This window comes from Bartonella acomydis, assembly GCF_039543025.1.
Classification (GTDB): Bacteria; Pseudomonadota; Alphaproteobacteria; order Rhizobiales; family Rhizobiaceae; genus Bartonella; species Bartonella acomydis.
Genome location: NZ_BAABIY010000003.1, coordinates 1 through 23,594, shown reverse-complemented (window position 1 = coordinate 23,594; position 23,594 = coordinate 1). Strand labels below are relative to the sequence as shown.

Annotated in this window: 18 protein-coding genes and 1 other RNA gene; 10 read left to right on the top strand and 9 right to left on the bottom strand. The window is 36.7% G+C overall.

Features of this window, described 5'->3' with window-relative positions; all coding sequences use genetic code 11:
- Positions 1-53: 53 nt before the first annotated feature.
- The gene (locus ABD909_RS01075) at positions 54-683 is read left to right on the top strand and encodes a DapH/DapD/GlmU-related protein (RefSeq protein ID WP_345096110.1); all 630 of its coding nucleotides are present in this window, start codon (positions 54-56) and stop codon (positions 681-683) included.
- A gap of 56 nt (positions 684-739) precedes the next feature.
- Here ABD909_RS01075 and ABD909_RS01070 read toward each other — a convergent pair whose 3' ends face one another.
- The 5 genes from ABD909_RS01070 to ssrA all read right to left on the bottom strand — a co-directional run bounded on the left by ABD909_RS01070 (position 740) and on the right by ssrA (position 4,721).
- Complete coding sequence (locus ABD909_RS01070; protein ID WP_345096109.1) at positions 740-3,076, bottom strand: ATP-dependent helicase; 2,337 nt, start codon at positions 3,074-3,076, stop codon at positions 740-742.
- A 112-nt stretch (positions 3,077-3,188) separates the two neighbouring features.
- Positions 3,189-3,452, bottom strand: coding sequence for a ribbon-helix-helix domain-containing protein (locus ABD909_RS01065; protein WP_345096108.1), 264 nt, complete (start codon positions 3,450-3,452; stop codon positions 3,189-3,191).
- A 4-nt stretch (positions 3,453-3,456) separates the two neighbouring features.
- Positions 3,457-3,645: a DUF4169 family protein gene (locus ABD909_RS01060; RefSeq protein WP_345096107.1), complete on the bottom strand. Its 189-nt coding sequence runs from the start codon at positions 3,643-3,645 to the stop codon at positions 3,457-3,459.
- Positions 3,646-3,656: 11 nt separating this feature from the next.
- Positions 3,657-4,202, bottom strand: coding sequence for an SspB family protein (locus ABD909_RS01055; RefSeq protein WP_345096105.1), 546 nt, complete (start codon positions 4,200-4,202; stop codon positions 3,657-3,659).
- A gap of 162 nt (positions 4,203-4,364) precedes the next feature.
- Positions 4,365-4,721, bottom strand: a transfer-messenger RNA (tmRNA) gene (ssrA, locus tag ABD909_RS01050).
- A 97-nt stretch (positions 4,722-4,818) separates the two neighbouring features.
- Here ssrA and ABD909_RS01045 point away from each other — a divergent pair.
- A complete protein-coding gene (locus ABD909_RS01045) occupies positions 4,819-5,124 on the top strand; it encodes a DUF2853 family protein (protein ID WP_345096104.1) in 306 nt (101 codons plus the stop codon).
- Positions 5,125-5,194: 70 nt separating this feature from the next.
- On the opposite strand, the gene ABD909_RS01040 is transcribed toward ABD909_RS01045, so the two are convergent.
- A complete protein-coding gene (locus tag ABD909_RS01040) occupies positions 5,195-6,502 on the bottom strand; it encodes an MFS family transporter (RefSeq protein ID WP_345096103.1) in 1,308 nt (435 codons plus the stop codon).
- Positions 6,503-7,043: 541 nt separating this feature from the next.
- A complete protein-coding gene (locus tag ABD909_RS01035) occupies positions 7,044-8,351 on the bottom strand; it encodes an MFS family transporter (protein WP_345096102.1) in 1,308 nt (435 codons plus the stop codon).
- Positions 8,352-8,568: 217 nt separating this feature from the next.
- On the opposite strand from ABD909_RS01035, the gene ABD909_RS01030 reads away from it, so the two are divergent.
- The 8 genes from ABD909_RS01030 to ABD909_RS00995 all read left to right on the top strand — a co-directional run bounded on the left by ABD909_RS01030 (position 8,569) and on the right by ABD909_RS00995 (position 18,019).
- Positions 8,569-9,363 (top strand): thymidylate synthase, encoded by a 795-nt coding sequence (locus ABD909_RS01030; protein ID WP_345096101.1) that lies wholly within the window; start codon positions 8,569-8,571, stop codon positions 9,361-9,363.
- Positions 9,360-9,869, top strand: coding sequence for a dihydrofolate reductase (locus ABD909_RS01025; RefSeq protein ID WP_345096100.1), 510 nt, complete (start codon positions 9,360-9,362; stop codon positions 9,867-9,869). The genes ABD909_RS01030 and ABD909_RS01025 overlap by 4 nt, the downstream gene beginning before the upstream one ends.
- 118 nt (positions 9,870-9,987) lie before the next feature.
- Entirely contained in the window at positions 9,988-11,133 is a 1,146-nt protein-coding gene (gene hflK / locus ABD909_RS01020; RefSeq protein ID WP_345096139.1) for an FtsH protease activity modulator HflK, read from the top strand.
- Positions 11,134-11,135: 2 nt separating this feature from the next.
- Positions 11,136-12,071, top strand: coding sequence for a protease modulator HflC (hflC, locus tag ABD909_RS01015; protein WP_345096099.1), 936 nt, complete (start codon positions 11,136-11,138; stop codon positions 12,069-12,071).
- Between the two features lie 153 nt (positions 12,072-12,224).
- Complete coding sequence (locus ABD909_RS01010; protein WP_345096098.1) at positions 12,225-13,766, top strand: Do family serine endopeptidase; 1,542 nt, start codon at positions 12,225-12,227, stop codon at positions 13,764-13,766.
- A gap of 421 nt (positions 13,767-14,187) precedes the next feature.
- On the top strand, positions 14,188-15,060 hold the full coding sequence (miaA, locus tag ABD909_RS01005) for a tRNA (adenosine(37)-N6)-dimethylallyltransferase MiaA (protein WP_345096097.1): 873 nt from the start codon (positions 14,188-14,190) through the stop codon (positions 15,058-15,060).
- A 276-nt stretch (positions 15,061-15,336) separates the two neighbouring features.
- A complete protein-coding gene (locus tag ABD909_RS01000; RefSeq protein ID WP_345096096.1) occupies positions 15,337-17,136 on the top strand; it encodes an acetolactate synthase 3 large subunit in 1,800 nt (599 codons plus the stop codon).
- A gap of 706 nt (positions 17,137-17,842) precedes the next feature.
- Positions 17,843-18,019 (top strand): hypothetical protein, encoded by a 177-nt coding sequence (locus tag ABD909_RS00995; RefSeq protein ID WP_345096095.1) that lies wholly within the window; start codon positions 17,843-17,845, stop codon positions 18,017-18,019.
- 419 nt (positions 18,020-18,438) lie between these two features.
- Here ABD909_RS00995 and ABD909_RS00990 read toward each other — a convergent pair whose 3' ends face one another.
- Together ABD909_RS00990 and ABD909_RS00985 are read right to left on the bottom strand one after the other, a co-directional pair.
- Complete coding sequence (locus tag ABD909_RS00990) at positions 18,439-18,726, bottom strand: NAD(P)-dependent oxidoreductase (RefSeq protein ID WP_345096138.1); 288 nt, start codon at positions 18,724-18,726, stop codon at positions 18,439-18,441.
- Between the two features lie 1,770 nt (positions 18,727-20,496).
- The coding region (locus tag ABD909_RS00985) for a type ISP restriction/modification enzyme (protein ID WP_345096094.1) at positions 20,497-23,594 on the bottom strand (3,098 nt) is incomplete at its 5' end.

Genomic DNA, 23,594 nt, shown 5'->3' with positions numbered 1-23,594 from the left:
TGATGGCTACATTCCTTGTGTTATTTATGGCAATGTAAATTGGTGAAAGATAAATGGCCCCAGAGAAAGATCTTCGTTTTTCTGAGAGTGAACCACGTATCAATACAACAGCACGGTTGCAAGAGTGTAAATTGGGGCGCTATGTGAAAATCAATGAACGGACGGTTTTGTGTGATGTCACGATTGGAGATTTTTCTTATTTTGAGCGTAATAGTGAAGCTATTTATAGCGATATCGGGTGTTTTTGTTCTATAGCTTCCCATGTTCGTATAAATGCGCTAGAGCATCCCATAGAGCGCCTTTCAACCCATAAGATAACATATCGTCCTAACGAATATTTTCGCTATATGCCGTTAGATCATTCTTTTCGGGAAGAGCGTTGTGCAAAACGTGTTATTATTGGGCATGATGTATGGATTGGGCATGGTGCAGTTATTATGCCTGGAGTGACAATTGGGCATGGTGCTATCGTTGGTGCTAACGCTGTTGTAACAAAAAATGTTCTCTCTTATACGATTGTTGCTGGTGTTCCGGCAAAGCTGTTGCGGATGCGTTTTTCAGAGAGTGTGATTCAGATACTCTTGGATATGGCTTGGTGGAATTGGTCACTTGATAAAATTTATAATGCATTACCTGATATGCAAAATCTTACCATTGAAGCTTTTCTTGACAAGTGGAAATAATATGCAAAATAAAAAATGTTTTTTGGAAAGGCTATGCTGTTATATCTACGCTTAATTTAAGCTTTGCTTACAAAATTGTCTAGAACGCGCTTTTCTCCAGCTTTCTCAAACAGAATAGTTAATTTATGATCATCTATTGCAGTGATATGACCATAACCGAACTTTATATGAAAAATCCGATCATTGATTGCAAAATTTGAGGGAGATTCAGAGACTGATTGGGCGATAACCTTTCCTTCAATGTTCTTTTGTGTACGTTTTTGTCTTGGTGTCGCATAATCATGATAAAAGTGATTATGCTGTTTAAAACTCGATTTTCCATAACCACCATAAGATGTTCCCATTTCTATAACTTCTATATGTTCTGTTGGTAATTCATCTAGAAAGCGAGAGGGAAGAGCAGATTGCCAAAGTCCGTGAACTCTTCGATTAGATACAAACCATATATGCAAATGTTTTTTTGCTCTTGTCAGTCCTACATAGGCTAGCCGTCGTTCTTCTTCTAATCCTAAACGGCCACCTTCATCTAATGAGCGCTGATGAGGAAAAAGACCTTCTTCCCAACCAGGAAGAAAAACAGTTTCAAATTCAAGTCCTTTTGCTGAATGAAGAGTCATGATGTTGACAGCGTCAGTGTGTTCATTATTTTCAGCATCCATCACCAGTGCAACATGTTCTAAAAAGCTTTGAAGGCTTTCAAATTGTTCCATGGAGCGGATCATTTCTTTAAGGTTTTCTAGTCGTGTTGCTGCTTCTGGTGAGCGATCTTCTTGCCACATAGCGGTGTAGCCTGAATCATCAAGAATTATTTCGGCAAGCTCTCTGTGGAGCGTGCATTGCAGCATATTTTGCCAACGACGGAAGTTTTCAACAACACTTCGCAAAACACTGCGTGCTTTGGGCTTTAGTTCATCTGTTTCAATGATTGCAGCAGCAGCAGAAAAGAGAGGAATAGAGCGTGCACGGGCACTCTCATAAAGAGTGCGTAGAGTTGCGTCTCCTAAACCGCGTTTAGGTGTGTTGATAATGCGTTCAAAAGCCAAATCATCTGCTGGTTGGACCACGACACGTAAATAAGCCATGGCATCACGTATTTCCATCCGTTCGTAAAAACGCGGACCACCAATGACGCGGTAATTGAGACCAAGTGTTACAAAACGATCTTCAAATTCACGCATCTGAAATGATGCGCGCACCAAGATAGCCATATGATTTAATGAATGACCGGCTTGTTGTGCGCGTTCAATTTCTTCTCCAATGGCACGTGCTTCTTCTGCTGAATCCCATGCCGCATGAATTTTTACTTTTTCTTCTTCGCTCTTTACTTGAGCAGCAAAAAGTGTCTTTCCAAGCCTTCCTTGGTTATGGGAAATGAGATGAGAAGCCGTTTTGAGAATGTGGGATGTTGAGCGATAATTGCGTTCTAGACGAATCATTTTTGCAGGAGGAAAATCTTTTTCAAAACGCAAGATGTTATCAATTTTAGCACCCCGCCATCCATAAATAGATTGGTCATCATCACCAACACAACAAAGATTGACATGTTGTTCTTTCGATTGTTGTGCTAAAAGGCGAAGCCAAAGATATTGTGCTGTATTGGTATCTTGATATTCGTCTACAAGAATATAGCGAAATTGCGAATGATAGTGCCGAAGAATATCTGGATTATGTTGAAAGAGAGAGATAGAATGAAGCAGAAGATCGCCAAAATCACAAGCATTAAGATTTTTTAATCTCTCCTGATAGCTGTAATAAAGTTTGCGTCCCATACCGTTGCCAAAGGAATGGGCATCGTTTTCTGAAATGTGTTCTGCTGAAAGTCCTTGATTTTTCCAAGCATCGATTATGATGGCGAGGTTTCTAGCGGGCCAACGTTTATCATCTAATCCTTCAGCTTGAATAAGCTGTTTTAAAAGTCTAGTAACATCATCGCTATCAAGAATTGTAAAGTTGCTTTTTAAATCAACAAGTTCTGCGTGACGGCGTAGAATTTTTGCACCAGTTGCATGAAAGGTTCCAAGCCAAGGCATTCCTTCAACAATTTCACCAAGGAGTTCACCAATCCGCATTTTCATTTCATGGGCTGCTTTGTTGGTGAAAGTTACAGCAAGTATTTGTTGAGGGGAAGCAAGTCCTGAGCGCAAAATATGAGAAATACGCGTTGTTAAAACGCGTGTCTTTCCAGTACCAGCTCCCGCAAGAACTAACAGAGGGCCTTCTGTGTTCATTACAGCTTGTCGTTGTTCGGGATTGAGTTGTTCTAAATAATCACCACCAGATTGTGTTTGTTCATTTGTCTTTGCAGCGTGAGAAGTGTCTCCAGAGCTTTTTTCATTTTGGAGAGAGGAGATATCTTCTTCGAAAAATGGTATATGATCGGAAAAATTATTCATTATATTTTTTGTGTAGTCTTTCTTTCATTTAAGTGCTAAGCTTAAAAACTTTCCTTAAAAAAGTCACAACAGTTTTAGTTGAATAAGGAGTAAAGAGAAACGAAAAAAATAATCACAAACATTCAAGACGCTGGCTGAGAACGCTTTGCAGGGCATAAATGCGTAACGAAGACGAAAGATTCACTTGCTGTGGTCTTTTGCTGTCAATATCAGCGATAATAAAGGCTAAAGATTGTCTTTTTTTACGTGCTATGGCTTTGAGAATATCGAGAAAAGGTTTTTCTAAAGATACACTGGTTGCATGTCCATCAATTCGAACAGAAATTTTTTGAGGAGGAATCATTTCTGACCAATTGAGAAAATTATTTCCATGCATTTTTCTACTCTTCTTCATCATTCAATAAACGATTCTGATCAAGAAATTTTTGTACCTTTAAAGCTTCTTTTTGCTCGAAGAGTTTTTCAATTTTTGTTCTTCCAAAACGAAAGCGATTCTCCTCTGCATGAAGAGCTTTTTCTGCACGCTTTTTTTGTTTTCGAAATTGACGAAGATTAATCGGTTCAGTCATGAGAAAAATATTTATTTTTTTCGAAAGGAATCTAATGAAACAACATCAGCACTTTGTTTACTATCATTATTTGAAGCTTCTTTATTTGTAATGAGACTTTGTTCTTTTGGTAGTGCGCTTTCTCTTTTTTGTTTGTCTGATAAGACAATAGGTGTGGATGCGTTATTTTCTGAATTTTCATTTTCGACGTCTGCAAGATTTGAGGGAAGATCAAATGCTGCTTCAAAGGATGCAATAGGGTCATAAAATACTTGAATAGCAGAAAAAGGAATCACTAATTTTTCCGTAACTTCTTTAAAGGAGAGTGTAACTTCAAAAGCAGTTTCCGAAACACTTAAATCTCTGAACTGATGTTGTAAAACGATTGTCATTTGCTCTGGATAACGATTTTTAAGTCGAGAAGAAATTTTTACACCTGGAGTATCGGTCAAAAAAGTAATAAAAAAATGGTGGTTTCCGGGAAGACCTGCTTTAGCAACTTCCGATAAAACTTTACGGATAACCCCACGAAGCGCATCCTGAACGAGAATATCGTAACGGATTTGATCTTGAACCATCGAAGTTTATTCCTTTTATTTCACATAGCAGATGAGCGTGCATAATATTGTGCAATAGAATATCTCTTTAAGCTAGCAATATTTTCTCTACTATGCACTTAAATTAACTGAAAAAGAATATGACAAATCATATTTGAGAGATCAGTCAATAATATTTATAAAAGTGAAGGCTTCTGTTGCCAGGCGCCTCCGGACCCCGCTTAAACCTGCGACGGTTTAAGACTTAATTTGAAACATTCACACTGCCTTAAGCAGCGAGACGTGCTTCCGCATAGTTGTCATTTGCAACTACTCATTTAGCCCGATAACGGTGGTACTATGCCGAGTAAAAGAGCAATCTTTACACTCTTGTCGATCCTATTTCGCCCCCACCAAAATATAATTTTTATCTCTTATATTTTGGTGGAGGCGCCGGGTACCGCCCCCGGGTCCAATAAGTTTATTCCATTGTCCATTTATTACCATAGCTAGCAAGCCAGCCCTTTAAATATAGGTGAAGAATGGTCTTTGTAAAAGGGGGGGGTTGTTAATATTTTAAATCCTCTAATTATTTATGAAGCTATATATTGCGGTTGTGAAGTACGGCCGCTCATTCTTGGAGAGGAGATGGAACAAAATGACAAATGATCTAGCAGATATTAAATTATATGATCCAAATCCCGATGAAGCTGCAATAGAGCGGTTGGGGAATCGTTTAGCTTTGGTGATGAAAAAACAGGATGCATCGCTTGTTGCGACATCAGATCCAAAAGAAGTAGAACGCGTTGAAAAATGGGCTCAAGATGTCTTAGGTGTTCATGCACAAACTGCTAAAGCAGCTGTTTTAAAAGTTGCAGAAATGATGTCTGGAACTCGCAGAAAAAACCGTATGACTTTTTATTATTTGCTAGCTAAGCAATTGAATGCACTTCATAAAATTTGAAAAAGATCAAAATTGTTTGTGGAATAATTATAAAAAGCCCAATTTTTTGGGCTTTTTTTATTTTGTATCGTTAATTGACTTCGTCGTCTTCGAGATATCCACCCTTACTCATATTCGGTACAAAGAGAAGTGCAATGAAGGCTATGATCATAACGCCAGTCACGTAAAAATAAAAAAGAGATTCGTGTCCCATATTTTTTAATCCAAGTGCTACATATTCCGCAGAGCCCCCAAAAAAAGCATTGCCAATAGCGTGAGAAAGACTCACACCTAATGCTCGTACTGAAGCAGGAAACATTGCTGATTTGACGACACCAGAGATAGATGTATACATGCTCATAATACAAAGCAGCCCAATAAGGACTGAAAAAGCAACCCATGTATTCTGCGTATTGCCGATTATGCTAAGTCCAGGAAATGTAAAAAGCGCAGAGAGTATACTCCAAATGATAAGTAAAGTTTTTGTGCCAATTTTATCGGCTAAGATACCCGCTAAAGGTTGGAACAGTATGAAAATAAATAGTGCTCCAGTCATTATCGTTGTGGCAGTGTGTTTATCAAAGCCGGTAGTTGTGATCAAATATTTTTGCATATAAGTGGTACAGGTGTAAAAGGTAAGAGAGCCCCCTGAAGCAAAGAGAGCTATCACAAAAAAGGCTTTACTATGTTTGGTGAAAAGTTCTATTAAACTACCAGTTCGTTTTTGAGAGCGGGTTTCTTTTGTCGTTGTTTCATGGAGCGAACGACGTAGATAAATTGCAACCACTGCTCCACATCCACCAATCGCAAAAGGAATACGCCAGCCCCATGACTTTAACTGATCTTCATTGAGATAAAGCGCTAAAATAAAGAGAATAAAACTGGCGAAAAGTTGCCCTGTGATAAGGGTGCCAGATTGGAAAGAAGCAAAAAAACCACGATGTTTTTTAAGGGCAACTTCACTCATATAAGTTGCTGCCGTACCGTATTCACCACCTGCTGAAAGTCCTTGCATCATTCGGATTAAAAGCAGAAAGATTGGTGCTGTTATGCCAATAGTGTTGTAGGTGGGAAGTATAGCTATGAAAAAAGACCCCCCACACATCATAAAAATAGAGATAAGCATGGAGCGTTTACGCCCATAACGGTCGGCAATGTATCCAAACAGCCATGCTCCAATTGGGCGCATCAGAAAGCCAATAAAAAAAACTCCTGCACTTTTTAGCAGTTGTGTAATAACAACACCATTTGAGGGAAAAAATTGCGAAGCAAAATAAATTGACGCAAATGAGTAAACGTAAAAATCATACCATTCTACAAGATTTCCTGATGCACTGGATATGATAGCAAAAATAGGTTTTTTGGTATTACCTGGTTTTAGAATTGTTTTGTTTTTCATGAAATGTTCCCTTTTTAAATCTATAGTTTATTTTTTTATTAAAGTTGATAATGATTTGTATCATTAAAATTCAACTCTATAATAGTCATTTTTTACGAAGGCTGTGGAAGGAGTGGTTTGATTTGGATTATAGGCTTAAAGTCTTCTTGAGAGCATTCTATTGTTAGTGAGGCAAAAGATGTGCTTTATTCTACACATATATGTTGTGTTGCGATAATCTGAAAATTATGCATTTATCGTTGGTAATGTTTTGCTTTTTCTTTCGTTGTTGTTCAGGGAAGGAGGGAAAATAGGGAGGATAGGTGTGTTTTTATAGGAGGAAGTTCTTTTCGATAAAGGTTCAGCATTATTGATAAAAAGAATGGATATTTGCTAAATGCGAGCAGATATTTTTTTGGTTAAGTACACTCTTGCTTGAGTGGAAGAAAAAATGGCTTATTTACGATGATTGAGAACGGGATATGAAGGCGTATAAATACTTAATTTCCATATGGTGGACATAAAAAGCCCAAAATATTGGGCTTTTTTGTTAGCGGAGAAATTAATGAATATCATCTCTTTGGAGATATCCTTTTTTGCGAGCGTCTGGCATCAAAATAACAGAGATAAATGCAATAATCATCATGCCGGTTATATAAAAATAAAAGACGGATTCATGTCCAATATCTTTCAAACCAAGTGCTACAGCTTCTGCTGTTCCTCCAAAAAGTGCATTGGCAATAGCATAAGAGAGTCCAACCCCCATAGCGCGTACTGAAGAGGGGAACATTTCTGCTTTTATAATACCAGAAATAGACGTATAAAAACTCATAATGCATAGCATGCCGATAATGATTAAAAGAGCAATCCATGTATTGTTGGTACCAGCAATCATTTTAAGTCCAGGAATCGTGAAGATAACAGATAAAGCACTCCACATGAGGAGGGAAAGTTTTGTACCAATTTTATCTGCTAGAAAGCCAAATGCAGGTTGAAGTATCATAAAAACGAAGAGTGCGGCAGTCATTATTGTTGTCGCTGTATGTTTATCAAATCCAGTTGTTGTGATCAGATATTTTTGCATATAAGTGGTATATGTATAAAATGTCAGAGATCCTCCCGCTGTAAAACCAATAACGAGAAAAAAAGCTTTCCTATGATTGCGGAAAAGTTCTATAAGACTCCCGGCTTGTTTTTTAGAACGGCTTTCTTCTGTGGTTGTTTCATGAAGTGAACGACGAAGATAAATCGCAACAATTGCCCCTAATCCACCAATTGCAAAAGGTATACGCCATCCCCATGCCTTTAATTGATCCTCTGAAAGATAAAGCGCCAGAATAAATATAACAAGGCTGGCTAAAAGTTGACCACCAATAAGGGTGGTGTATTGGAAAGAGCTAAAGAATCCACGATAATTTTTTAAAGCAATTTCACTCATATAAGTCGCTGTCGTGCCATATTCACCACCCACAGAGAGTCCTTGAAGCATGCGAAGTAAAAGTAAAAGAACTGCTGCGGTCATTCCAATGGTTTCATAGGTAGGAAGGAGGGCAATGAGGAACGAACCACCGCACATCATAAAAACAGAGATAAGTAAAGAGCGCTTGCGCCCATAGCGGTCAGCAATAAATCCAAAGAGCCATCCACCAATTGGACGCATAAGAAAACCAATGGCAAAGACACCAGCGGCCATTAAAAGTTGTGCAACAACATTGCCTTCTGAGGGAAAGAATTGTGATGCAAAGTAAATCGACGTAAAAGAATAAACATAAAAATCATACCATTCTACGAGATTCCCTGACGCACTGGATACGATAGCAAAGATACGTTTTCTGGTATCATGTGGTGCTAGAGTTGTTTCATTCTCCATAAGTCTATCCCTTTAAGTTGTTCATGTTTGTTGATTTATTACCCCTGTATTTATTCCCCTGAGAGTTGTCTACAGTATTTTATCTTTTGCGTCAAAAATTTAATCGGATCATGGTTATTTCTTGTGTAAAATTGTTGGAAAAAAAATTTAAATAATATTTTTATGAATTTTACAGTTTCTATTTTCTATAATTAACAGAATCGGCCATAATATCCATATGAAAGTCTACCTTGATCTTTTATCTCATGTTTTAAATCATGGCGTTGATCGTGCAGATCGAACCGGTATTGGTACGCGATCGGTTTTTGGTTATCAGATGCGATTTGATTTACAGGCTGGTTTCCCATTATTGACAACGAAAAAACTGCACTTACGTTCAATTATTTATGAGCTTTTGTGGTTCCTTAAAGGCGATACGAATATTGCGTGGTTGAAGGAACATGGTGTATCAATTTGGGATGAATGGGCTGATGAGAATGGGAACCTTGGTCCTATCTATGGTGTTCAGTGGCGTTCTTGGCCAACTCATGATGGGCAGCATATTGATCAAATTAGTGATCTGTTGACTATGATTAAGAAGGATCCTCATTCTCGTCGTCTCCTTGTATCAGCATGGAACCCAGCATCAATAGAAGAGATGGCTCTTCCACCTTGTCATTGTTTTTTTCAATTTTACGTTGCTGATGGTAAGTTGTCTTGCCAACTTTATCAACGTTCAGCAGATATTTTCTTAGGTGTTCCATTCAATATTGCTTCATATGCGTTGTTAACAATGATGATTGCGCAGGTCAGCGGGCTTAAAGTGGGTGATTTTGTTCATACTTTAGGTGATGCGCATCTTTATTCTAATCATTTTGAACAGGCGAAATATCAATTGTCTCGTGTACCAAATGCTTTGCCATTTATGCGTATAAATCCAGCAGTAACAAATCTCTTTTCTTTTAAATTTAAGGATTTTGAATTGCTTAATTATGAAGCACAGCCACACATAAAGGCGCCAGTAGCAGTATGACTTTGTCCATTTGTTTAATTGCAGCCGTTGCAGAAAATGGTGTTATCGGTCATGAAGGTGTTATGCCTTGGCATTTGTCAACAGATTTACAACGCTTTAAAGCTTTGACTTTCGGTAAACCTGTTATTATGGGGCGGAAAACTTGGGATTCTCTTGGGAAGCCTTTGCCAGGGCGTACAAATATTGTTATTACCCGTAATGATAAATTTAAGGCTGAAGGCGCTGTTATTGTTTATTCTTTGTCTCAAGCTTGTTCCGTTGCAAAAAGTGTGGCATCTCAAAATGATGTAGATGCAATTTTTATTATTGGTGGTGGTGAAATTTTTCAACAAGGATTGTATATTGCTGATAAGATATTTCTTACAGAAGTTCTTGCTTTTATTAAAGGTGATAGTTTTTTCCCTGTTTTCGATAAAGAAAAGTGGACTATTGTGCAAACACAATATATTCCAAAAGGAGATAAAGACAGTCATCCGACACGTTTTGTAGTTTATGAACGGCAATAATCGTTTGTAATGAAGTGGAAAGATCCTGTCAGTTACATTGTAATCAGATAAGAGCTACCCTATAAGATTCAGTAAATGGTTGGTGTTTGATAAATGGTAGTCAGTTAAAGAGGTGATGATGCCCTGGACAAATCAAAATGGTGGCGGCCCGTGGAGCAGCGATAAAAATAAACTCGGTGGTGATAAAAAAACGCCTGCTAAGAACATTTTTGGTTCTGGTGGCAGTAATGGTGGTGACAATGGTTCCAATCTTGATGATTTGTTACGCAAAGGGCATGACCAGTTTCAACAAGTTGGTGGAAGCGGGCTTTTAGCTCTGTTGCTTCTTCTTGGCGTGTTTTTTTGTTTGTATCAGTCAATTTATATTGTCCAACAAAATGAACAAGCCGTGGAGTTGCGTTTTGGTGTGCCTAAGGCAGAAATTATCGGTGATGGTTTACATTTTCATTTTTGGCCAATTGAGACTTATATGAAAGTCCCTTTGACGGAAAAAACAATTGCAATTGGTGGACAATCAGGTCAGACACAACAAAGTGAAGGTTTGATGCTTTCGAGTGATCAGAATATTGTTAATGTCAATTTTTCTGTTTACTATCGAATTTCACGCCCAGCTCAGTTTTTATTCAATGTGAATGATCAAGAAGGGACAGTTCGTCAAGTTGCTGAGAGCGCGATGCGTGAGGTTATTGGTTCCAGACCCGTGGACGATGTTTTGCGCGACAAAAAAGAAGAAGTGGCAAATGATGTGAGAAAAATTATCCAGTTGACTGTCGATAAATATCAACTTGGTGTTGAAATAAGCCGTGTGTCGATCAGTGAAGCTGCACCGCCTACCAAGGTTGCTGCTGCGTTTAATTCTGTTCAGCAGGCAGAGCAGGAACGTGGGCGGATGATTGAAGAGGGTAATCGTGTGCGTTTTACTAAAATTGGTTTAGCAAATGGTGAAGCTTCACGTACACGGGAAATCGCAAAAGGTGAAAAGGCACAAATGGTTGAAGAAGCAAGAGGGCGTGCTGAGCGTTTTCAGGCGATAGCGCGGGAGGCTGCAATTTCACCAGAGGCTACGCGTTATCGACTTTATATGGAAACAGTTGGGCGTGTTCTTTCTTCACCTAATAAGTTAGTTCTTGATCAAATGAATTCTCCAACGGTGCCTTATTTTCCTCTGAATGAATTGCTGCGTAGCAATTCACTGGAAAATATGAAAAAAACATCGGCGCGTTCTGCATCGGTTGGGGATGTTCGTATTTCTGGGGGGCGCTAATTATGCAGCAGTCTCGTTTTTTATTTATGTTAAGTGGCATAGTGCTTCTTTTGATGATTTTGTGGATGTCACTTTTTGTTGTTTATCCTCGTCAACAAGTAGCAATTAAGCGTTTTGGGCAAATTGTTAAGGTAGAATCTAATCCTGGTATTTATTTTAAAATGCCCTTTGTGGATAAGATGGTTGTTGTTGATAATCGTTTGTTGCGTTACGATGTTCCTACACAATCTGTACAGGTTCGTGGTGGTGCTTATTATGAAGTAGATGCGTTCTTTATTTATCGTATTACAGATCCTAAGCTGTTTTTACAGCGTATTGCTTCAGGGCGTCCACAAATTGCTGCACGTGAAAATCTTGCACCGCGTTTTATTGACGCTTTACGTGCCGTTTATGGGAAACGGGAGTTTAAGGCGGCTTTATCCGATGAGCGAGGTGCGATGATGGCGGAGGTGCAGCGGCAATTTTCTGTAGATGCAGGGTCATTGGGCATTACTATTATTGATGTGCGTATTCGAAAAACTGATTTAACCGATGCTGTTTCAGAGGATGTTTATCGGCAAATGGCAGCTGAACGTGAGGCGGCGGCGGAAAATATTCGTGCTCGGGGACAGCAGGAGCGAGACCGTATTGTGGCGGAAGCTAATCGTGAATATGAAGAGATTGTTGCAGCTGCAAAACGTGATGCTGAAATTACGCGCGGTGAAGGGCAGGCAGAAAGTATTCGCCTTTTATTGAGTGCGAGAGAAGCAAATCCGTCCTTTTACGACTTTTGGTTGGCGATGGAACAGTATAAAAATTTAGAGCGTATTCCGATGGTGATTTCACCAAATGAGAGTTTCTTTTTTTATTTTCGCAATCCACTACAGGAAAAGAAAAAATTATCCTCAACGGTGAATACGGGCTTTAATAAAATTGAGCCCAAAATCGGCGGAGAGTAAAAGCAATAATAGATTGTGAATCTGCATTTTGCATGAGAGCTGTCATCTGTTGTTGCTTTCTTTTATGATGCAAATGGTAAAGTGTTACATAGTCGTCATTTTACATGGATAAATTTAGTGAAGCTCTTTGTTGTATTTTGTTAAAGGCGTGTCATGGATAGAAATGTCGTAGGTGAAAGTACGTCTTGGATGTTCTTTATGAGAAAAGTTGTTGTTGGTGTAGTTTTGTTTTTAACGGGATCAATAGGCTTGTCTTGGGGAGCAGAAACAAATAATACACGCCTTTCTGTTCCTGATTTGGCTGCTGAACTTTTGGAAACCGTGGTCAATATTTCTACGGCACAGACTGTTGATGGAACTGAACAAGATGAAAATATTTCTGTACCGGTTATTCCTCCAGATTCATTATTGCAGGAGTATTTTAGTGATTTTTTTGCGTCTCAAGATGGTCAAAAAGATAGTCAGTTTCAAAAAGTACGCTCTCTGGGATCTGGCTTTGTGATTGATGCACAAAAAGGGCTTATTGTTACAAATTACCACGTTATTGTTGATGCTGATGACATTGAGGTGAATTTTACAGATGGTACAAAGCTAAAAGCAAAATTGCTTGGAAAAGATAGCAAAACTGATTTGGCTCTGCTTCAAGTGGATATGGGCAGTAAAAAGTTAAAAGCGGTACGTTTTGGTGATTCAGAAAAGGCGCGTATTGGAGATTGGGTTATGGCTATCGGTAATCCTTACGGTTTTGGTGGAAGTGTAACGGTTGGTATTATTTCTGCACGTAATCGCGATCTTAATGCTGGTCCTTATGATAATTTTATTCAGACAGATGCAGCGATTAATCGAGGCAATTCTGGTGGGCCGTTATTTGATAGAAATGGTGAGGTTATTGGTATTAATACAGCAATTATTTCGCCTTCTGGAGGATCTATTGGTATTGGTTTTGCTATACCTTCAGATATGGCTCTTTCGGTGATTAATCAGTTGCGCAATTTTGGAGAAATAAGGCGCGGTTGGTTAGCTATTCGTATTCAACCGGTGACAGAAGATATTGCAAAAAAATTAAAACTCGACAAGGCTATGGGGGCGTTGGTTGCTGGTAAAATAGAACAAGCGGATGTGGATAATAGCCAGTTACAGACTGGGGATGTTATTCTTTCTTTTGGAAATACGAAAATTAAGCATGCGCGTGATTTGCCACGTTTGGTAGCGGAAAGTTCTGAAGGAAAAGTGGTGGATATTGCTATTTTACGAAACGGACAAGAAAAAACAGTAAAAGTTAAACTTGGGCGTTTAATTGAGACAGATGCAAATGAAAATTCTGAAAATACAGATGCAAATCAGGATACTGCGGAAAAGCTCGATAACAAAAAAAATAGTGCTACGAAAAGTGAAACAATGCAGTTTATGGGAATGACGTTATCTGAGATTACAGAAGATTTGCGTCATCGTTATTCAATTACGAATAAACTTCGCGGATTGGTAGTGATATCTGTTGCACAAAATAGTGCGGCAGATAAAAAGCGTATTCGTGTTGGTGAAGTGATTGTTGATATGAATCAAAGTTCTGTCACAACAATTGATGCAGCTAAAAAGCGTATTCATAAATTACGTGAAGCTGGACGCAAAAATGCTCTGTTCATTGTTGCTCGTCCAGATGGAGAGTTACGGTTTGTTACGATCCTAATGGATTAATAGCTGAGAAATTAACATTTTGAGCAATTGATTTTTTGTGATTGTGCTCTAAAGTGCGCTGATAGTAATTGTTTTCTTTTTGCAGTTTACAAAATAGCAATTGTACAAAAAATCGTATAAGAATAAATTATGGTAATTTTATTATTCCTATTAAGATAAATATTCTTTTTGTAAGTCATTATAAGCCTATCCTTTTTCTTAGAGGAATTATTTTTTTACTTTTTGTACTTATATTATTATAATATTTTTTTCCGAGATTTATTTTAACTTATTGTTTTTTATAATTTAATTTATGAAATCTTGTTTGTATCTTTATTTGAAGAGCTACTCTTAAGATAATATAGAGGAAATATAGAAGCTTTTCAGTTGGTCATGTGTGTTGTGATAAGTTGTTAATTGATAAAGATAGGGATTACTATTCATGACACAGAGAACAATTACATTGATAGCCGGACCAACTGCAAGTGGAAAATCTGCACTTGCCTTGCAAATGGCTCAAGAAAAAAATGCTCTGATCATTAATACGGATTCAATGCAGGTTTATGATGTTTTAAATATTTTAACGGCTCGACCGACAAAGGCTGATACTGCGATTGTTCCACATTATCTTTATGCCCATGTGAAGCCTGCTGTAAATTATTCTGTAGGAAAATGGTTGTGTGATGTTGAAAAATTGTTGACAATTTTCCCATCGAAATCACTGATTTTTGTTGGTGGAACAGGACTTTATTTTCGTGCTCTTTTAGAAGGTATGTCAAAAATTCCTCATATTCCAGAGGTCGTGCGGCAAAAATGGTGCTTTCGGCTTGATAAAGAGGGAGCGGAAAGTCTTTATCGTCAGTTGTTACAGGTTGATGCTATTCTTGCTGAGAAAATTTCTTCACAAGATGGACAGCGTATTGTCCGTGCTTTGGAAGTTTATGATGCAACAGGTAAGAGACTAAGCTGGTGGCAGAAACAAAAAACCACTCCTCTTATTACACCACATGTTGCAGAAAAAATTCTTCTTATTCCCCCCCGTCAATTGCTTTATGAACGCATTCATAAGCGGTTAGACTCTATGATTGAAAGAGGTGTGCTTGAAGAGGTGATGGCTGTGAAGAAGCTTGGGCTTTCTTCTTTGTTACCAGCGATGAAGGCTATTGGTATCGCTGAATTTATCGCTTATTTGGATGGGAACAGAAGTTTTGAGAATGCTCTTGAAATGGCCAAAACACAGACGAGACGCTATGCAAAAAGGCAAATGACATGGTTTCGTAATCAATTTGATAAAGAATGGATGCTTATTTCTTGATAAAAGAGTTGAGAAACTTGAAAAGTAGGTGAAAAAAGTCAAGTGTCAATGAATTTTTTAGCAAGTATAATTTTTTATTGACGGATGCTATCAATGTTATGTAAGAATCTTTTTATAGGAGGGCTTTTCCTTGTAGTTTTGCGCACTGGAATAAGGGGGTAATCATACAATATATGTTTTTTGTGTATAGTAGGCTCTCTCAGAGCCTTTTTTTATAGGCTCTTTAGGCTCTTTCGGTTTTTTTTAATTGTGCTATCAAAGAGGCGAGTGGGAAAAATGACACATCATCCAAAAATGCAAGAGAGTGCGGACGGGAAAAGAATGTCTGGTGCTGAAATGGTGGTTCAAGCTCTTATTGATCAAGGCGTTAAACATCTCTTTGGTTATCCTGGTGGAGCTGTTCTTCCTATTTTTGATGTGATTTATCAACAAGACTCACTGCAGCATATTTTGGTGCGTCATGAACAGGCGGCGGGTCATGCTGCTGAAGGCTATGCCCGTAGCACAGGGAAGGTAGGGGTGATGCTTGTGACTTCTGGTCCAGGGGTAACGAATGTTGTAACACCTTTGCAAGATGCACTCATGGATTCTATACCTCTTGTTTGTTTTTCTGGGCAGGTATCGACAACTGTGATTGGGACAAATGCTTTTCAAGAGGCTGATACAGTTGGGATTACAAGGCCCTGTACAAAACAGAATTGGCTGGTTGAAGATGTCAATGATCTTGCTGTCATCATTCATGAAGCTTTCGCTATTGCTCAATCAGGGCGTCCAGGACCGGTTTTGATTGATATTCCTAAAGATGTTCAATTCGCTTTGGGTATTTATAGAACGCCTCAAATTTTGCCATCTCGCAATTTTTCTCCACAAGCAAAAGGGAATATTAAGGCTCTTGAATATGCTGTTTCTTTGTTAGCAGAAGCAAAACGTCCTGTTATTTATTCTGGTGGTGGTGTTATTTCATCGGGTCCTAAAGCTGTACAACTTTTGCGTGATTTGGTTCAATGGGGAGATTTTCCCATTACGTCAACACTTATGGGACTTGGAGCTTATCCGGCTTCTCATAAAAATTGGCTTGGAATGCTTGGAATGCATGGAACCTATGAAGCTAATATGGCTATGCATGATTGTGATGTTATGTTAGCTGTTGGGGCACGGTTTGATGATCGTATCACTGGGCGGCTTGATGCATTTGCTCCTCATGCACGCATTATTCATATTGATATTGATCCTTCTTCCATCAATAAGATCGTAAAAGCAGAAGTTCCTTTTATTGGCGATGTGGCTGATATTTTAAGAGATATCAATCAACATTTAAAGATGCGACAACCAATATGCAATAGAGAAGCTCGTGATGTATGGTGGAGGCAAATTAATCTTTGGAAAGCGCGTAATTCATTAGCATATAGGAAGAAAAAAGATGTCATTATGCCGCAATATGCTCTTGAACGGCTTTATGTACTGACAAAAGATGTGAATACTTATGTCACAACGGATGTTGGACAGCATCAGATGTGGGCGGCACAGTATTATCGTTTTGATAAGCCGAAGCATTGGATAACTTCTGGTGGTCTTGGGACTATGGGATATGGCCTTCCTGCTGCTATTGGTGTTCAAATAGCACATCCTGATGCACTGGTTTTATGTATTTCTGGTGATGCCTCCATTCAGATGAATATTCAAGAACTTGCAACAGCCATTCAGCATGACACACCTGTGAAAATTTTTATTTTAAATAATCAATATATGGGGATGGTCCGCCAGTGGCAGCAATTGCTGCATGGTAATCGTCTTTCTCATTCTTATACAGAATCGATGCCTGACTTTATAAAATTGGCTCAAGCTTATGGAGTCATCGGTATTCGTTGTTCAAAACCGGATGAACTTGATGATAAAATTCAGCAAATGCTTGACTCTGACAAGCCCGTTCTCTTCGATTGCCGTGTTGATAATTTAGAAAATTGTTTTCCCATGATTCCATCTGGATGTGCACATAATGATATGTTGTTGCCTGATGAGGCGCATGATGAAGCTATTGCAAATGCTATTTCTACTGAGGGACGAATTCTTGTCTGAAATAATATGTTAACAAAACAGTGAAGGATGATGAAGTCTTTGGAGTCTTCATCTCTGTTTCTTCTTTGTAGAGAGTTCCTATTATCTTTAGAGCGCATTTTATGATTTTCATTTTTTGTTTAAAGACATGGGGTGTATTATTATTTGTTCATCTAAAAAATGTTATAAATTGTGTGCCCAATTATGTTTGAATTTATTTGTACGCGATGTTTGTTTTTTTTAATTTATATGTTCACCTTCAAACTTAATTGAATAAGGCTCTTCGATCAATAAAGAAAACATCATAATTAAATTATTCGCTAATATAGCCACTTTTACAAGATGCATCTAAATTATAAGGATTAGGTGACTTAATTAATTTGTCTATTAATTAGAAGGTTTTCAAAGATTAAATATGGTCTAGGAGTAATAGACACTTTCCCAATTATATTTCCCTACTTTTTTATTAAAAAAGTGAAAAAACAATCATTAAAATTAAAATCAGCTATGTTAGTAAATAAGTGTTTGTAAAATCTTGGATTAATCCAAATAATGGTGTAGCAGTAATAATTGCGATTTGATTTACAGACATTGCTAAATCCAGAGAAAAGCTAATGTTTTCTTTTGGCGAAGAGTTCAATATAAGTAACCCACGGGCCATACCATCCCATGCCCCCAAAAAACTAATCAAGCAGATAAAATAGTTAAATAAATTATGGAGCCACTAATGCCCAAAATTAATATTAAAAATCCAAAAACTACTGCAATCATGCAAAACAAGACAGAAAAAAACCGTCCTTTTCTCACAATTAGCAAACAAACCAAAAGGGAAATACAGTTATCTGCAATTGCTCTCAACAAAAGAGTGACAGAAACGTCGACTGCGCCAACACCAAAAATATAGTGCTCATTAAACTTGTCTAGTAATTCCCCAGCTACAAGTAACCCAATAGTAGGTAGGAACTGTGCTGCTGAAGACAATAAACCTATCTGAGAATCACTAAGCGAGAAATCTTTCTTAAAAATTCAGATAAAGGTTCAATTCCTTGAACAAAGAAGCAGACTGATGTTTGAGCGATAGTGGCAACAAGCAATACAATCCATCTATAATAATTTTTTTCTATAGATTTATTATTGTTCACTATGCCTCCTCCAATAAATTAGATATTTTATGCTGATTACATGAAAATCTGTCAATATGATTGGTATTAATATGAAAGCTAAGAAATATACTTAATTTAAGGAAATAAGCTATTATGTATAGTGCAAATTTGATACGCTAGCGATATAAGATAAATTTTATAAACATTGCCTCAGTTGGCATTAAGCGCTTTTCTTAAAAGACGCTCTATTTTGGCAAGCTTTTTCAATATAATTCTTAAAGCTTTCTCCAGTCATGTAGCCCAGATGCGGTGTGCAAAGAACTCTATCAGATTGTAATAATTTTCTCTCATATACTAGCTCGCTGTCATAAACATCCAGTGTAAAGTAAGTTGAATTTTCCAAACTTAGTATTTTTTCTATCGCTCCTTTTTCAAACAAAGCTGAATGCGCTGTGTTGACAAAAATAACATGAAGTTTCATGATCAATAGATCATCTAATTGAGTGATTTCTCTTAATGCCCATTGAAAGTTGTGATGCGAGGAAGAGTTTTAGAAGATTTTTGCTGTCTTCGATAGGATTAAGCCACTGTTGTTGAGATTTTTTTATCTCCTGTTCTTTTTTTCTCAAAAAACTTTGATAGCTTTATTGATGATGTTCAATTTATTTTCATTGTGTTATGTGCGTTTTGTTTTATGGGCAAAGGAGCTGATTGATGGCGTAAAGTATGGAATATAGTTTATGAGATTATACTCTTCATATCTTATATAAGGGAAATGTTTTGTCATGAAGAATTTGCAATTCCATATATTGAAAATTTTTCTTTAGCCATTCTCTTTAGTTCTCCATAAGAGGCAGTAGAAATGTATATGCTGTAGGAAGGGATATTTTGTCTTACGGGTATGCGGTGGAAGGTTCGTGCAAATTTTGCTTGGATATAAATTTAGATTATTGAAGTGTTTGGCAGATGAACCATTGCTACAATGATTGTTCTGTGTAAACACACCCGACAAAGTTCCCATATACTAACAAAAGCATAAAAGATAGTCAGTTTTTATAATAGGATTAGGTTTATCGTAACCCATTCGCTTACGGTTAAGTATTTTGATCACTTGATTATTTATATAGCAAAATACGTATTTATTGTCAATTAATTTATGCACTTTTTTGATATTTTTTATGATTTTTTAAATGCATTGTGTGTAAATATTGATCATATGCTTATGAGTTGCTTCTTTTGTATTCTATGCTTTTAAAGCTATATTATGGGCTTTCTTAAACGATTGTGTTCTTTTTTGAATCTATACATTTATAATATTTATAAACGCTTTCATCATGCGTATTTTATATCTTTATAATCTATCATGTTTTTTACTAAATGGTTTTTAAAGATTTCTGTTAATTTCTTTTAATAACACATTTGCAACTTAACAGCCTTTTATAGGGAAAGTCTTTATAACCATCGCATCATTTTCATAAGGGAAATGATAACTATAGAGATCAGCAAAATCCCTTTTAATAGACTTTTGTCATTTTTGTCAGTTTAGTCAGTTCTTTTTAGAGCTTCTATTATTTTTTTGAAATGAGAGAAAATTAAAAGCATTATATTTCAATATGTTAGCTTTTTAATGGTACAGCCTTTGTTAAGATGCAACCCATAAATTCAACTCATAGTATATTTTTGTCAGTTATCTGTCAGTAAATTGAACTGGCAAAAGTGATTATTTTAGTAAGTGATTAAAACAAGTTTTATAAAAAGCATATGGTCCTTTAAAGCCTTTCAAAAGACAGTTGTAATCATAAGCAATGCTATCAAGATTATTACTATTATGAGTTTTGAGGATTTTGAGGGTTCTTTTTACACCCTTTTATATATTTTTTTTCAATCAAAAATAAAAGTTATTATATTTCAATATGTTAATGTTTTAAGAAAACAATCTATATTAAACATAACGATTAAATACAATCTTTAATATATATTTAAGAGGGTTTTGTAGGGGTTTTGGGTGTTTTAAACACCGTCAAAACCTATAGCAAAATGGATATACATAATAACTCTCTTTAAACAGAGCTTTTGAAAAGGATAAAGCTATCATTTGAGATTACGGTATAACCTCTTAAAGGCAATCCAAAGTAGAGTGTTTAAAAGTGCAAATCCCTTTTTAGAAAAACGCATATAAACACTCCTTTTAAGATTGCATCTAAGCAACTTATAAGAGAGGTATAGATTATGATGATAAGACTCTATACCCCTTATGAGGTTATTATGTCTTATAAGTCTATTCAGTTTCTCTAATTTCTAATTTTGGTAAGTTCTTAACAATTTTCATTGTCTCTAAACTTACAGTAATAACCCTTTGAAACAATTCTAGAGGATAAGCAGGGTTTCCAACGGTTTCAACAGCATAACGATTGGCATCATTCACAATACCACTCTTTTTATCAGTCTTAACACATTGACGACCCATAACCCATTCAAGAGCAGATCTACCATTTACGATATATTCATAAGCTTCAAGAGGGATATCTGTTATTGTGATATTGCTGTTGTAAATAACAGTGGATTTATCTTTTTCTTTACCTGCTTTTGCGAATTTCATTTCTGTAACGTAATAAAACTTTTCTGGATTAGGAATATCAGTCTGTTTTGGATTGCCTTTTTTAAATGTGACTGGATAAGGTTCAACATCTTCATAATTCACATGCAAATGACCCAGTTTACGCCCTGCTGTAACAAACTTCCAAAAATCATCAGCACTCTTTACACAAGGGATACGAGGTAATTCTTTAGAGAGGTTATCAGCATAGCGAGCACGATAATCTTCCGAATGCAAAAGACCATAAATGTAATAAAAAATATCTTCTTTTGTTATAGTCTCATTCGGATAAGCAGCTTTAAAATGTGTTAACCCCGCATCTGTAATACCATCACGCACTTTCTTTTTTGTTTCTGTAGCAAACAAATTATAATCATGATGTTTGTTTTCCTCACAATGAAACATAAGTGGATAGCATCTTGCGTTTTGTAATGTACTAGTGCTAACCGGCTTATTTGTCATAAGGCAAGAAAAACCTGTTTGACTTCCTATTCCCGAAACACAAATTCCAAGATTATGCGGAATATTTGGATTTAAAAATTGATGCGTCTGTCCTAATCTATCATTAAGAAATGGTGATGCATAATGCCATATTGTCACAAACGGGGTATAGATAACTAGAACCTTTAGATGAGATTCAAATCTTGCATCTATACTCCGTTTTAATTTGGAGAGAAGAGCATCACCCCAACTAATTTTTGTAGCATCATAATCAATGATCTTTTTTACAGATATAGAAGAATTTTTAGCAACGAGATGCTTTTGTTCATTAAAAAAGTCAATTGTTTTTTGAATAGACATATCCAATACATCACTCGAAAAATTGTAAACCCAAGCATCTCTTTTTGAACATATACCAAGCGATACTTTCTCAAAAATTTTAGAATCTTCAGGGGTATTTTTATCTCCTATGGAGATAAATTGATCAAAAGTTGCATTTCTTTGCTTTATCCAATCATTCTTGTCATTAGGTATGATTTCAATAAATTGTTTGGATTGCGTTATTCCCTTTATGCTTTTTAATTTACGCAATCGTTTTAATTTTTCCTTTGTGGGAAGATTATCACCAATATCATGATAGTAAATCTTACAAAGGTGACTATTATTTGGATTGCGTACAAAAAGAGTTATCGCTATTCCATTTTGACTTCCAGAATCAAAAACATTTCCTCCTTCTTTTGATTGTTCTTTTGATTTTATATTTTTTCGGATATCACCACGAAGATTAATAATATAAATAGAGGAATATTCACTCCGTAAGCAATTCCGCATTCCATCGGCAAATGTTTTATCTATCCATCCATTTCCAGAGACATAAGCTACAATACCTCCTTGTTGACTTAAGCGATTACTTGCCCACCTAATCGCTTGAATATAACTGTTATAAAGTTCTTTACGATTTGTTCCGACATTCAATCCAGATGCATATGTATTTCGAATGCTATCGTTAAGTGTATCATAAGATACGTTTGGATTATTATCATTGGCACTTTTTTGACCAACTGAATAAGGGGGATTACCAACAATAACTTGGATATCTGCTTCCTGCTGTTTTTTACAACGTTCCGAATTCTCAAACATATAGCGTGTGAAGAAATCTTTCTCCTCCAGCATCAGAAACGTATCAGTTAAACAAATTCCTTCAAAGGGAATATAGTCTCCTTTCATAAGGCTATGATAGGTTGATTCAATGTTAATCGCTGCTATGTAATAAGCCAGTAAAACAATCTCGTTGGCTTTTATTTCATTTCGGAATTTATATTCCATATCCTCTGGTTTTATGAGATTGGATTGTAAAAGCCGTGTGATAAAGGTCCCAGTTCCAGTAAAAGGGTCGAGAATAGAGACACCTCGAGAACTTAAGCTTTGTCCAAACTCTTGCTCTAAAACATCATTGACGGAATGTAAGATAAAATCGACAATTTCAATAGGCGTATAAACAATCCCAAGTTTATCTGTTGTCTTTTTGAATGCCTTGGTAAAAAAATCTTCGTAAAGTCTGATAATAAGATTCTGTTTTGCACGCGTTGCAATGATACCCTCTGTATCCTCCTTTACACTTTGATAAAATTTATCAAGATCTTTGGCTTCGTCTTTGATATTCATCTTATCAAGTTCAGCTAAGATCTTTTCCATAGCTTGCGAGATGGCATTTTTATTCACAAACTCATTTCCATCAAACAAGGATTCAAAAATAGGACGCGTCACAAGATGTTGCGCCAACATCTCAAGTGCATCTTCTTGCTCGATACTGTCATTTAAACCGTTTTTTAATTCCTTGTGAAAGACATGAAAAGCGCGATAAGCTTCACTCTTTTTATCAGCGAGTATACTTTTAAGACGGATAATATGATTTTGTGCAATTGCCGCTACATTACCCGCCCAATTTCCCCATTGACTAGGCTCTCCACATTTTCTAACAATGATTGGCTTAATAGCACGCGATAATTCATCAATATAAAACTCGAATTCCTCTTGTCCTCCACCCTTATGAGAACTTTCATTTGCTACTGCACCAATATGAAGCCCAGCACTTTCAGACTTTGCGTGAAAAGAGAGTTCGTCAACAACTGCGGTCATTGCTTGTAAAGCAGGGTCAAAAGTTACCCCTACAATCTCAAATAGATGACGAACATCTTGGTCTAGCTCTAAAGCTTTCATTTTGTTTTTAAAGTGATCATCATGAGCACGCAAAGCATTGAGAACTTGCCAGATGACATCATACTTTTTATTGTTTGCTAAAGCTTGCTGTGGTGGAATATTAAAGGGAATACCAACAG

Excerpts from the sequence above, each read along its gene's own strand:
- ABD909_RS01075 (WP_345096110.1), top strand. The coding sequence starts at position 54 with ATGGCCCCAGAGAAAGATCTTCGTTTTTCTGAGAGTGAACCACGTATC.
- ABD909_RS01070 (WP_345096109.1), bottom strand. The coding sequence starts at position 3,076 with ATGAATAATTTTTCCGATCATATACCATTTTTCGAAGAAGATATCTCC.
- ABD909_RS01065 (WP_345096108.1), bottom strand. The coding sequence starts at position 3,452 with ATGCATGGAAATAATTTTCTCAATTGGTCAGAAATGATTCCTCCTCAA.
- ABD909_RS01060 (WP_345096107.1), bottom strand. The coding sequence starts at position 3,645 with ATGACTGAACCGATTAATCTTCGTCAATTTCGAAAACAAAAAAAGCGT.
- ABD909_RS01055 (WP_345096105.1), bottom strand. The coding sequence starts at position 4,202 with ATGGTTCAAGATCAAATCCGTTACGATATTCTCGTTCAGGATGCGCTT.
- ABD909_RS01045 (WP_345096104.1), top strand. The coding sequence starts at position 4,819 with ATGACAAATGATCTAGCAGATATTAAATTATATGATCCAAATCCCGAT.
- ABD909_RS01040 (WP_345096103.1), bottom strand. The coding sequence starts at position 6,502 with ATGAAAAACAAAACAATTCTAAAACCAGGTAATACCAAAAAACCTATT.
- ABD909_RS01035 (WP_345096102.1), bottom strand. The coding sequence starts at position 8,351 with ATGGAGAATGAAACAACTCTAGCACCACATGATACCAGAAAACGTATC.
- ABD909_RS01030 (WP_345096101.1), top strand. The coding sequence starts at position 8,569 with ATGAAAGTCTACCTTGATCTTTTATCTCATGTTTTAAATCATGGCGTT.
- ABD909_RS01025 (WP_345096100.1), top strand. The coding sequence starts at position 9,360 with ATGACTTTGTCCATTTGTTTAATTGCAGCCGTTGCAGAAAATGGTGTT.
- hflK (WP_345096139.1), top strand. The coding sequence starts at position 9,988 with ATGCCCTGGACAAATCAAAATGGTGGCGGCCCGTGGAGCAGCGATAAA.
- hflC (WP_345096099.1), top strand. The coding sequence starts at position 11,136 with ATGCAGCAGTCTCGTTTTTTATTTATGTTAAGTGGCATAGTGCTTCTT.
- ABD909_RS01010 (WP_345096098.1), top strand. The coding sequence starts at position 12,225 with ATGGATAGAAATGTCGTAGGTGAAAGTACGTCTTGGATGTTCTTTATG.
- miaA (WP_345096097.1), top strand. The coding sequence starts at position 14,188 with ATGACACAGAGAACAATTACATTGATAGCCGGACCAACTGCAAGTGGA.
- ABD909_RS01000 (WP_345096096.1), top strand. The coding sequence starts at position 15,337 with ATGACACATCATCCAAAAATGCAAGAGAGTGCGGACGGGAAAAGAATG.
- ABD909_RS00995 (WP_345096095.1), top strand. The coding sequence starts at position 17,843 with ATGCCCAAAATTAATATTAAAAATCCAAAAACTACTGCAATCATGCAA.